This is a genomic window from Pseudomonadota bacterium, from assembly GCA_039033415.1.
Lineage (GTDB): Bacteria > Pseudomonadota > Gammaproteobacteria > Xanthomonadales > SZUA-38 > JANQOZ01.
In genome coordinates this window covers 83,982-95,910 of sequence record JBCCCR010000002.1, presented here as the reverse complement: position 1 = coordinate 95,910, position 11,929 = coordinate 83,982, and the positions used below count along the sequence as shown (strand labels likewise).

The 11,929-nt window shown below is 61.8% G+C and carries 9 protein-coding genes; 6 read left to right on the top strand and 3 right to left on the bottom strand.

All coding sequences use genetic code 11. The annotated features are described in order from the left end of the window. The first annotated feature begins 188 nt into the window (after positions 1-188). Together AAF358_02070 and AAF358_02065 are read left to right on the top strand one after the other, a co-directional pair. Entirely contained in the window at positions 189-1,430 is a 1,242-nt protein-coding gene (locus AAF358_02070) for an MFS transporter (GenBank protein ID MEM7704304.1), read from the top strand. 85 nt (positions 1,431-1,515) lie between these two features. Continuing rightward, entirely contained in the window at positions 1,516-2,322 is an 807-nt protein-coding gene (locus AAF358_02065; protein ID MEM7704303.1) for an IclR family transcriptional regulator C-terminal domain-containing protein, read from the top strand. 36 nt (positions 2,323-2,358) lie between these two features. Here the strand turns inward: AAF358_02065 and AAF358_02060 are convergent, their stop codons facing one another. Genes AAF358_02060 through AAF358_02050 form a run of 3 tightly spaced genes read right to left on the bottom strand, consistent with a single transcriptional unit; the run spans position 2,359 to position 6,878 of the window. Continuing rightward, on the bottom strand, positions 2,359-4,440 hold the full coding sequence (locus AAF358_02060; protein ID MEM7704302.1) for a nitrilase-related carbon-nitrogen hydrolase: 2,082 nt from the start codon (positions 4,438-4,440) through the stop codon (positions 2,359-2,361). Between the two features lie 12 nt (positions 4,441-4,452). Next, entirely contained in the window at positions 4,453-6,003 is a 1,551-nt protein-coding gene (locus tag AAF358_02055; protein ID MEM7704301.1) for an MFS transporter, read from the bottom strand. After that, on the bottom strand, positions 6,000-6,878 hold the full coding sequence (locus tag AAF358_02050; GenBank protein MEM7704300.1) for a DUF1838 family protein: 879 nt from the start codon (positions 6,876-6,878) through the stop codon (positions 6,000-6,002). Before AAF358_02050 ends, AAF358_02055 begins: the two co-directional genes overlap by 4 nt. 324 nt (positions 6,879-7,202) lie before the next feature. On the opposite strand from AAF358_02050, the gene AAF358_02045 reads away from it, so the two are divergent. The 4 genes from AAF358_02045 to AAF358_02030 are packed head-to-tail and all read left to right on the top strand — an operon-like array spanning position 7,203 to position 11,888. Continuing rightward, complete coding sequence (locus AAF358_02045) at positions 7,203-8,645, top strand: NAD(P)/FAD-dependent oxidoreductase (protein MEM7704299.1); 1,443 nt, start codon at positions 7,203-7,205, stop codon at positions 8,643-8,645. Positions 8,646-8,674: 29 nt separating this feature from the next. Next, a complete protein-coding gene (locus AAF358_02040) occupies positions 8,675-10,861 on the top strand; it encodes a molybdopterin cofactor-binding domain-containing protein (GenBank protein MEM7704298.1) in 2,187 nt (728 codons plus the stop codon). A 40-nt stretch (positions 10,862-10,901) separates the two neighbouring features. Further along, positions 10,902-11,369, top strand: coding sequence for a (2Fe-2S)-binding protein (locus AAF358_02035; GenBank protein MEM7704297.1), 468 nt, complete (start codon positions 10,902-10,904; stop codon positions 11,367-11,369). A gap of 27 nt (positions 11,370-11,396) precedes the next feature. After that, entirely contained in the window at positions 11,397-11,888 is a 492-nt protein-coding gene (locus AAF358_02030; protein MEM7704296.1) for a cytochrome c family protein, read from the top strand. Positions 11,889-11,929 lie beyond the last annotated feature (41 nt).

Sequence of the window (11,929 nt, the reverse complement as noted above, 5' to 3'; positions counted from 1 at the left end):
GCTGCGCGCCCGAAAATAAAATCGATGATTGGAGCGAGTCAGCGTAGCAGTGGCTTTCTCACGCTCACAAGTAAGGTTACCGCCGTTTCACTATGTGACTTCCCATCGCCATGCGCCTGTTTCACTTTGTGGCATTCCCTTGTGTGATGTGCGAAGCAGCGGCGCTATATGGTCTAGCTTGTGCGCCCGTGAACGAGACAAGCACACCCCCTGGCTTCCTCACGCCCCTGCGCAGTCCAGGCTTCAGTGCGCTGTGGGTAGCCAACGGTCTGTCGCTAATGGCGTTCTGGATGACGGAGGTTGTGTGCGCGTGGCAGATGCGCGTCATGACAGACGCTGATCCGCTGCTGGTGGCTTCGGTCTATACGGCGCTGCAGCTGCCGATTGTGCTGCTGGTAATTCCCGCCGGCGTGCTGACCGACCTTGCCGACCGACGGCGCGTGATGGTTTGGACCCATGTCTGGCTTGCGGTAAGCCTTGCTCTGCTGCTGGCGGTAACCGTGAGCGGACGGATGACCCCGCTGCTGCTGCTGACCTTTTTGCCACTGGTTGCCATGGGGCAGGCTCTACGAATGCCTGGCGTGGCTACGCTGATCCCAGATCTGGTGGAAAGCCAACAAATTCCGGCCGCCGTCAGCCTCAACAGCATGGCGCAAACGAGTTCGCGGATCCTTGGGCCGGCCCTGGCCGGCCTTTTGATCGCGACCATTGGTGTGAGCACCGTGTTGGCATTGAACACGGTGCTGATGGTGCTGATCGTGCTGCTGTTTCTGCAGTTGAGGTATCAGCCCGCGCGTCAGCTGCCCGACAACATTCGCCAGGAATTTCTGGGCGCAGTCAAAGAAGGACTGATGTTTGCTGCGATAACGCGCTGGAAACGTAATATCCTCATTCGACTCGGTTCATTTTTTGCCTGCTCGGCCGCAGTGCCGGCACTGATGGCCGTTCAATTCAGCGACAGCCGTACCTACGGGTTGATGTACGCATGCTTTGGGGTTGGCTCTCTCCTTGGACTGGTGCTCATCAGCAGGTTCGGTCATCAGCGTCTTAATAGGCGGCTTTCAACCGGGCTATTCGTTTGTGCGCTGGGCATGATGATGTTTGGTGCTTCAGACAGCCCGACGCAGTCTGGGCCGCTTCTCGCGGTTATCGGCGCAAGCTGGATGTTTTGCTCCAACAGCATCATGGTGGCCGCCCAGCTTCAGCTTGATCAAGCACTGCGTGGTCGAGGTCTTTCGTTCGTATTTGCCGTTGGCACTGCGTGTCTCGCGGGCGGCGGCCTGCTGTGGGGGGCGGTTGCTCGCTCTGCCGGCACAGCAGTGGCGCTGACCGCTTCGGGCGTGTGTCTGCTTCTGCTCCTGGCGCTAACCCACCGCTTGAGCATCGCTGCACCGACGACCCAGACAGCGGCAACCGCAGGCAACGGCTGAGGAAGCAAGGTTTGGTTCGCTGGCACCGCTGGCGCCTTCGTGGCACTGTTTGCTGGACCGCACTCGGAATTCAGGCGAAGCCGCGTTGACGGAAAAAGTCAGAGTCAGCAAAACCACCCTCAAAGCGATCGCTGTGCTCGAGAAGCTGAACGCGCTGGGGGAAGCTCGCAACTCTGAGCTTGCTGACGCGCTTGAGCTGCCTCGGCCGACCTGCTACCGCTTGCTCCAGACGCTTTGCGTCGCCGGGGTGGTGCTCAACGACCCCAACTCCAATATGTATCGGCCCGCCGAGCGGGCGCTTGCTCTAAGCTGCGGGTTTGAACAGGAGACCTGGGTTTCGGTCTGCGCCAAACCTCATATGCGGAAGCTTGGTGCTGAGCTGCGCTGGCCAATTGCTATCGCCACACTGTCGGGGCCCTCGATGGTGTTGCGCGAAACGACCGATCCCGAAAGCCCCCTGGTGGTTCGCCGATCGCTGGCGGGCCGGCGCGTTGGCCTGCTCTCGACCGCTACGGGCCGGGTCTACCTCGCCCACTGCTCGGGAGAGCAGCGCAACATGCTGATTCAGATTTTGCAAAAATCTCGCAACCCGGATGATTTTCGCGCTCGGAATACCTCGGGCGTTTCACAGCAGCTCATGAAGATCCGCGAGCTCGGTTTCGATACCAGCCGGGTGCAGCATCACGCCATCAAGTGGGGCGCAATTGCCGTGCCGGTCTTTGCGCGCGGCCAGATCCTGGCTAGCCTCAGCGTGCGCTTTGTCCGCAAGGCCGTGACCCGTTCGTCTGAGCGTCAGCAGGTGCTGCCGATGCTGCGCGAGACCGCGCAGCGTATCGGCTTGAGCTTCGAAGCCTCATCCGCAGACGTTCCGGGACAGGCGGTGGATGGATAGTCGCCGCGGGGCAGCAGGGCGACTTTCAGCGGGTCGCTAGATCTGAATCGACTCGCCGTCCAGCCTTTCCTGGTCCGCCAGTCGGGTCGACTCTTTGGGTTTGGCCTTCGGCTTGAGGGCGGGGCCATAAACCTTGCTCGAAGGTGGAACCGCGTCCCCGTCCATGCCGGCGGGGCGAACAAAGATGCCGCGCTCGTAGAAACTCTTGATCCGCTCTTTGAGGGGCCCGAGGCCGACATAGGGGTTTTCCATCGGATCATCACCCCAAAGGTTGTTGGGTAAGCCCACGTCTCCCGCGTAGGCGTGGGCATAGACCTCCGGGTCGTCCCACAGGGGCAGATTGGTCATCGCGTTGGCCCTGGCCCGCCGCAGCGCCTTCAGGTCGATGGTGCCGGTCAGGATGCAGGCACCGGGGCCGTCCGCAACGCCCAGCACTTTGCCGTCGAAGTTGATGATGCGGGAGTGGCCGCGCATCTGCGTTGTAGGCAGGGCACCGCTGCTCGGGTTGAAGTATTCGCCGCCGGGCATAGCTGATACCACGTAGGCAGTATTTTCGAACGCGCGCGTTGCGCGCGCGGCGTCCCAACCGTCGCGGCCGCTGCCGTGGCCTTCCGAGGACGGGTGAACAATGATCTCCGCACCATACTTGGTCAGCATTCTGGCGATTTCGGGGTGCGCCTGATCGAAGCACACCATGGTGCCCAGCCGGCCGATCGGCGTGTCGGCGATCGGGAATAGGAAGTCATAGCCGTAGGTGTCCAGGTAGCGTTCGTAGATGCTGCTCGGAGTGGTGTCGGGCAGCGATCCCCAGACGTCGGCACACTGGATTTTCCGGTAGCGGTGGATGAGCTGGCCGGTGTCGTTGAGGATGAACGCCGAATTGAAGACATGCCCGGGCAGCTTGTCGTCGATTTCGAAGGTTGAGCCACAAACATAAGTTTTGTGCTTGAGTGCAAAATCCTGCAGCAGCTCCAGTTCCGGACCCGGATAGCGGATCGCCAGGCGCTGCAGCGTCACCGGTGAACGAAAGCCGTGGCCGCCCTGGCCGTGCATAAAGAACTCACCCATCACCACCAGCTTGATACCGGGGCTGACCGCCATGCGCCCGGCGAGCGTCATCGCATGCTCGGTGTTCTCGCGGCGCAGCGCCACCGCGTCGTCGGTGCGCTGGATAATTTTGCTGACGGTTTGGGTCAGCAGCACGTCGTATTGCTCGATGCGTCCAGGCTTATCCGACGGGGGCGTTAGCGCCTTTCGTCGCTGGCCTTCCGCAATCCACTCGACTCGATTCTTCGGCGGCTTTCCCAGCGGCTCCGGTCGGGCCGCAATCAGTTTGTCATATCCATCGGCGTACAGGTTCGCGCGTAGATGAAGCGGCTGCACCGCAACAATCGCGCTACGCCGCCGGCGGAGTCGCTCGATGTCCAGATCGGGAATAAAAATATCGGCATCACCCTCGGCTACGGTGCTGTAGCCGTTGAAGTCGACGAGTCGGCTGCAGGCCGGTGAACCCAGAGCGCCGCCGGTAGCACTGGCCACGGCAACAAACGCCGTATTTTCCCAGGCTCTGGCAACCCGAGCGGTCTCACGACCTGGAAAAAGGTGATCGCTGACTTCGGCGACGGGATTGAGGATGATTTCAGCGCCGGCCCAGACCAGCGCCCGCGTCAGATGCGGCGAGAGAATGTCCTCGCCCGGCAGAATGCCCACCTGCCCGAAACCCGTTACGGCGGTTTTGAATTCAGCCGGCTGTCCCAGCGCTGAGGTCGCGTTGTCGCTGATGCCGGTAACCAGGTCTGGCGAGACCTTGGCCGTTGTCAGCAGCGGTTCTCCGTTGGCGGACAGCAGGAAGCCGACGGTCGACGTCTCCTCGCTGCTGCCGACAACCGCTGAACCGGCGAGCATCACGCCCTGTACCGAGGCAATCGATCCGAGTGCCGACCAGAGCTGGTCAGCCGCGACGGGTTCAGCTTCTACGGTGCCGTGTGGCAGCAGCACGAGCAGTTCCTCGACGGGCTCGAGCTGGCGCCGGCGAACCAGCGAAACGAGGTGCTCAACATGGTGGGCGAGGGTGTCTGTGTCAGAGGTGACCCAGGCTTGTTGTGAGATGACTAACATAGTGGCTCCTGCCTATTGGCTTGCGGCGGCGGCCGCAGACTCTTTCGTCTCGGCTTTCATCATGCGCTGTAGGCGCTGATTGATTTCTCGTTGTTTGGTGATGGACACGTCAAATCGGGAGACGACCCCCATTACCAGGAGGGCGCCCAGCAGGCAAAAGCCGGCAGAGAAATATCCCAAAGCGTGCACTTTCTCCAGCGGTACCTCGCCAACCGGTGCTCCTTTGGGGAACGCAATGAGGTCGAGATAGATGCCGGTTACCAGCGTCATTAAAGCGCCGGCGGCTTTGATGGCGAACATGCCGAAGCCGCTGATCAACGCCTGCTGGCGTTTCCCGGTATTGGCCTCATGCTCGTCCGCAACGTCAGCCGAAAGGGAACCGATCGCGACAAAGTATATGCCGAGCAGCAGACCGGCAACCGTAAAGATGCCGATCAGAACCTGGCCCAACTCGCGCGTGCCGGGTGGAGGCAGGAAGCCCCAGACCGGCAGCAGCACAGCAACCGCCGACAGCGTGGTGAAACCGACCATGCCGGCTCCGATACACAGTTTGCGGTTCACGGTTTTGACCACGAAGGGCAAAATCACCGCGCCGACTCCGGTGCCGATGTACTGGGCCGAGATAATCCACTTGGTCAGATCCGGCGGCGTTTGCCAGAGGTAAGTCACCAGGTGGATTTTAAGGATCGCTATCGAGACGATGGAAAAGAACACCACGATGGCCAGCACCAGCGACCAACGCACGTTGGGCGTCACGGTCATCGCGGAAATGACGGCCTTGACCCCTTCCAGCGGCCCGACGCGAGGTCTCGGTGTTGGAGGCTCGAGGCGCTCGATCTCCAGTACCGGCTTTATGGTCGTCGCCACGCTGATCAGCATGCAGACCACGGCAGCCAGGGCGAAAGTGATGGCGAAGGGCGGGTAGTTCGCTGGATTCAGCTGTCCGCGCGAATATTCTTCGCTTTCCAGAAAGAAAAAGCCAAACGCGAGTAGGGGCAGGCTGATGCGCGCTACCGTCAGACCAATCGTGCCGATCCCAATAATCTTGGGCCGAACCGAAACGTCCCGGCTGAGCTCAGCTCCGACCGCTTTGACCGGCACCGCAAACAACGTAATGGTCAAGCGGCTCAAGATCGCAAATACGACCAGCCAGGCAAACAGCCCCCACTGCCCCAGTCCGGCCGGCGGCACAAACAGGAAGTAGAAGCAGAGCCCGAACGGAACCGTGGCCAACAGCATAAATGTATGACGACGACCAAAGCGGAGATTGCGGGCCCGGTCGGAAAGAAAGCCGACGTAGGGGTCGGACACCGCGTCGAAGCAGAGCGCGATCAGCAGGGCCAGCCCGGTGAGCGTCCCAGACAGACCGAGAACCTGCGTGTAGAGAAACAGGACAAACAGGTCCCAGGCGAAGTTTTTGATGCTGTCGGGAAAGGTGCCAAACGCAAATCCCATCATCGTGTACCAGGGCGCTGGCCGCTCCAGCTTGACGTTCGAGGCCGGCTGCGCCTCGGTAGTGGCCGGACTGTCGGGCCCCTGCTGCGCTGAGGTCAAAGCGGTCATGCCTTGCCGTCCTTGCCAATCCAGTTGGTTATTTCAGGTTTGTAGGCCGTTAATTCTTTCATATAGCTCTCCGGCAGGCTTGCCACGTCCTTTGCCTTGTGGCCGGACGCGTGCCAAACGGCGTGACCCGCTTCCTGTGGCATTTCCATCCAGCGCTGAAAGGGCGCAATAAAATTGGTCGCGAACCGAACGTCCAGCCGTGGCGCTTCAAAATCTGCTGCCGCCGCGCGGTCGAAAAAGCTGGTCGCGTAGGCCTGCAGCGGCACGGGCCGCTTGCTGGGGCGGTCTTTGAAGCCGCTGTGCATGGCGAACGGCCCCTGGGCCGTCCAAAATGAGTGAATCACCGCCTCAAAATCTTTACCTTCGCGGGTCTCAACGATGCCCCGATCAGAGAGTGAGACGATCCGGTTAGCGGCTGAGATGTTCGGCTCAACGGTAAGCTCGTCGCCCGTGAGTGGATTTCGCCAGCGCTTGCCGTTCAGGGTCTCGTTGGTTACCGGGTCTTTCATGGATGTAAAAATCTGATACTGGAACTCGTACCTTCCACCGCCGAGGTCGACGATCCGCTTCATCTCGCACCCTTCCATACGAAACAGCAATTCGGGATTGCGGTCGGGATAGATGGCGAGGTAGGCGCCGCGCCACCACTGAGGCGCAATCAGCCCTGTGAGGTCGCCCTGCACCCGCAGGAAATTCCTGAACGCCCGCTCCGGTTCCCGCATCCAGGGATCCTGCAGGTCCGGCGAGTCTTCGAGTCCCGCGGCGGCCAGAGGCTCCGACCATGTTCCGCTGATTCCTGCTGCCATCCCCATGCCAGCGGCGCTAAGCAGGCTGCGACGATCGGGTGAAACGAGATCGGATTGGTTCATAGTCATCCTCGCGGTTTCCTCGTTTGTGCGGCCGATCGGGTGGCCGATGCTGGCGACAGAATTACCCACTTGGGAGCAGCGCCGATGCGATCTGGCGCTTCCGTATCGGCACCGTAGTACGATCGACCGTGAACGGAGTGTCTAGCTGGCGCGGGCGGCGTTGCCGATTCAGACTCCGGTTGCACGGCGCAGAGTGTGGACGCAGTTTGCCGGGATCCGCCCAAAAATCCTGGCTATGTTTCACATTGTGGACAAGCCTGCCGACGACATCGGTGGCCGCAGCGACAGCGCTTACACTCTGCCTTTGTTTCATCCGCGGGGACACCGAAGATGGCAAGACCGATCAGTCGCCGAAGAGTGCTGCAGGCCGCCTTAGCTGGGAGCATGCTGCCCGCGGCCGGCTGGTCTAACGCGGTTCGCGCCTCGACCACTGGCGACGTGATAGTCATCGGCGCGGGCCTGTCCGGCCTGCATACCGCCTCGCTGCTCGCAGGCGAGGGTGCCCGTGTGACCGTCCTGGAGGCCCAGGGTCGACTCGGCGGCCGTCTGGAGAGCTTCTCTGAACTTCCCGGGGCACCCGAAGCCGGGGGCGACAGCATTCTTGGCGGGTACGGGAGGGTCCTCTCAGCGGTCCGGGACCTGGGTCTTAAACTGATCGATCACGCGCCGCGCCGTGGTCTGTCGAAACCCGAAATTGCGCTGGGCGGAAAAATCATTCCGCGGGAGCGGTGGCCCGAAGATCCTCGCAATCTGTTGCCTGCGGGGTCAAAAGGCGAATTCCCGGGCCGCAAGATTTTTGAAAAAACGGTCCGCGCCAACAATCCGCTGGCAAAACTCGAGGACTGGCTGCAGCCCGAAAGCGGCAGTTTTGATCGGTCGGTCTATGCGTTTCTCGAATCGCTCGGCTGGAGCCCAGCGACCATCGCCCAGAACTATGAAACCAACATCGGTCGCGGAACCTCGGCGCATGACTGTTCCATCCTCACCTGGTTTTTCCGAGTCACCTGGGATGCGAGGCAGCGCCAGCTTGGGACGCTGGCGGCCAAGGTCAAGGGCGGAAATCAGCGCTTACCTGAGGCCATGGCCAGCAAGCTGCCGGGCGAGGTGCTGACCGATCGGCGGGTTGTCCGAGTCAATCAAACAGCGTCAGGTGTCGAAGTGCTGACCGACAACGGTGAGCGTCATTTGGCAAAAGAGGTTGTATGTGCACTGCCGGTAGCTCCGTTGCGCTGGGTTGCGTTCGACCCGGTCCTGCCGCCGGTATTATCCGAGGCGATCAAGGTGCTGCCCGCAATGATGATCACGAAGATTATTCTGCAGCCCGAGAGAAATTTCTGGGAGGACGACGGCCTCGACCCGGCGATGTGGACCGATACCGCGCTGGGAGACGTACGCGCGCTGCGCCAGTTTGGCGACAGCACCGAAATTACCGGCCTCGTGGCCCGGGCCAGGGGTTTTGTCGCGCAGCGTCTGGATCGGCTGGGTGAGGCTGCGGCTCGCGAGCTGGTGGTCAAAGAATATGAGAAGCTGAGACCGGCCGCGGCTGGCAAGCTCAAGGCCGCAGCCTTCAAAAGCTGGAACATGGATCCGTATGCCGGGGGCAGTTGGACCGAGTGGCGGCCGGGTCAGCTGCACAGCTTTCTACCGGCATTTTCCAAAAACTATGGCCGCCTGCGCTTCTGCGGCGAACATACGGCGGTATCCAACCGCGGCATGGAGGCTGCCATGGAAGCCGCTGAACGGACCGCGGTGGCGACGCTGCTGCGACTATGACCTGCCTGGATAACCGGAGCAAACGGCGAATGTACGCAGAAAAGCAACAAAGTGACGGCTACACGTTACTGACCGGGGTCGAGCTCAGTCGCCGGGGATTCCTGCGGTCAGCGGGCGCGGCTACGGGCGGTCTGCTGCTGGGTGTGCTGGCACCCGCCGGCCGTGCCGCCGCCTTAGACGACGAACACGCTGAGCTCAGCGCCTATATTCAGATTGCCAAAGACGGCGAGATTTCCATCGTCGTTCCGGGAGCTGAGCTCGGCCAGGGCGTCTACACAACGCTCCCCAAAATCGTCGCTGAGGAGCTGGAGGCGGACTGGGAACGGGTTGTCGTCCGGCTCGCCACCGCCGACAAGCGATTCGGGAATCCGCGCAAAAAAATGCGTCAGTCCACCGGGGGCTCCGACGCGGTCATGGGTTACTTCGACGCGCTGCGAAAAACCGGCGCTGCGGCCCGGGATATGTTGATCAACGCCGCTGCGGCCCGCTGGCAGGTGCCCGCAGCTACCCTGACCGCAAGCAACAGTCAGATACTTCACGGCGCGACTGGCCGGACGCTCAGCTACGGAGAACTTGCAGCGGCTGCGGCAGCTGTACCGGTTCCGGAAAACCCGCTTCTCAAGTCGTCAGAGGACTTCAAGCTGCTTGGCAGAACGGTGCCTCGTAAGGACCTGCTGGCGAAGGTCACCGGGCGAGCTGAGTTTGGTGCAGACGTACGTTTACCGGATCAGCTATACGCCAGCATTCGCACCTCGCCGGTGTTCGGCGGTCGCCTCAAAACGGTCAGGCAGCCCGAGGGTGGACTCCCTTCCGGCGTGTTCAAGGTGATCGAGCTGGAAAACGGCGTTGCGGTGGCCGCCGCTTCAGTTTGGGAAGCGGACCGGGCGCTCAAGGCGCTTGAGCTTGAGTTCGAGTCTGAGCCTAACGAGAGCTGGAGTTCGTCAAGCATTGCGGCGACCCTCCAGGCCGCGTTAGACGGTGAGCCCGCCCGGCCTTTCCCGGGCGCCAAAGGCGACGCCGCCTCGGTGATCGATCAGAGCACCGATGTGGTCACGATGGACTACGCGCTGCCGTTTCTCGCGCACGTGTGCATGGAGCCGATGACCGCTACGGCTCAGGTGAAAGACCAGCAGTGCCGGATCTGGGCACCGCACCAGCAGCAGGGTGCGGCCCGGGCCTTGGCCGCCGAGCTCACCGGGCTACCGCTCGAGCAGGTGTCGCTGCAGGGGACCTTTTGCGGCGGCGGTTTCGGGCGCAAGTGGGAGCTCGACTTTGTGCGCCAGGCAGTTCAGATAGCCCTGCAAACCCAAGGCCGCCCGGTGACCCTGGTCTGGTCGAGGGAAGAGGACGTGCAGCACGACTTTTATCGCCCCGTGGTGGCAGCCCGGTCGCGGGCGACTCTGGATCAGTCCGGCAAGCCGGCGGCGATCCGCACCCGCATTGCCGGTCCCTCGGTCATGACCTTTCAGCGCAGGCCGCTGCGCATCCCGGACCCGATCTTGATGCGCGGTGCGATCAACTCGCTTTACGGGATTCCCAATACCCTGATCGAACTGGCCGAAATTGAGACCCATGTACCGATCGGATTTTGGCGCTCGGTGTCGCTGTCGCACAACGGCTTTATCGGCGAGAGCGTCATCGACGAGCTGGCCCACCGCGCCGGGCAAGACCCGCTGCGCTATCGCCTGGACCTGCTGGGCGACAATGCCCGCGCCCGCGTGGTGCTGGAGAAAGCCGCGGCTGAGGCCGGCTGGGACGGGCAGCTCAAGTCGACCGAAGGCATGGGGATTGCGTTTTCCTCGGGGTTTGGATCGTTTAACGCCCAGGTCATCAAAGTCAGCGTCGAGGACAACCGGCTCAGCGTCGACCGGGTCACGTGCGTACACGACTGCGGCTTTGCCCTCGATCCCGATACGGTACTGGCACAGATGGAGGGTGGTATCACCGACGGCTTGTCAGCCGCACTTTTCAGCAAGGTCACTATCGCAGATGGCCGGGTTGAACAAAGCAACTTCCACGACTACCGGTTCATTCGCCTGAGCGAAGTCCCCGACATTGATGTGCACCTGATTTCGAGCGGGGAGCCCGTGGGCGGTGTTGGCGAGGCAGCGGTGCCCGCTGTCGCTCCGGCGCTGGTCAACGCCATCTTTGCGGCGTCCGGCCGGCGAATTCGGCAGCTGCCTATTGTCGATTCGGGCCTGACGGTCGCCACATGACGACGAAACCACAACACGAGAACGCTGGGGGTCAGACCACATGATCCGTTTTACCGTTAATCGATCTGAGGTAAGCGTTGACGCACCCGAAGATATGCCTTTGCTGTGGGCTCTGCGCGATCGGCTGAAACTCACCGGCACTAAGTTTGGTTGCGGAATCGCCCAATGTGGGGCCTGCACCGTCCATCTTGACGGCGAGGCGGTCCGCTCCTGCGTTCTGCCCCTGTCCGCGGTGGCGGGAAAAAGCGTCACCACCATCGAGGGCCTGGCTGGCGAGGACGATGCGCTACATCCCGTTCAGGAGGCATGGCTTGAAGTGCAGGTGCCGCAGTGCGGCTACTGCCAGTCTGGCATGATCATGACTGCGGCTCAGCTTCTCGAGCGCAATCCGAACCCCGACGATGCGGAAGTTACACGGGCCATGACAAATATTTGCCGCTGCGGCACCTATACGCGAATTCGCAAGGCGATCGATCTGGCGGTCGAGATCAAGAGTCGAACCGTCTGAGCCTGGCGACACTGGAGAACCCGATCGATGACTGACAACACCTCACGTTCAAGCCGGCGCGGCCTGGCTGGCCTGATCCGAATTGCGCTTTGGACTTCCGCGGTAACCTTTTTTGGCTGCGCGGCTCAGCCTGCCGAAGACGCTGACGCCCAGCCGGCTGATCCATCAGCCAGCACGACGATGGACGGTCGGCTGGCGGCGGCAAACGCCAAGCGCGGCCGGCTGCAGTTCCTGCAGTGCCGTGCCTGCCACAGCCTGGAAGAGGGTGGACCGAACAAGGTTGGACCCAACCTCTACGGTTTGTTTGGCAAGGCCGCCGCGACGGCCGAGGGTTTTGAATATTCCGAGCAGCTGGTTGAGTCCGGTATCGTCTGGAACGCGGAGAGGGTGGATGAATGGCTGGCCTCGCCAAGCGAGTTCCTTCCGGGCAATCGAATGATCTTCGCCGGCGTTGGGGCGCCGGAGGATCGCGCTGACCTCATCGCTTACCTGATTGAGGCGACGGCGAAAAGCGACTGAGCGTCGCTGCGAAGACCTCTCGAGTACGGAACATCGGCCTA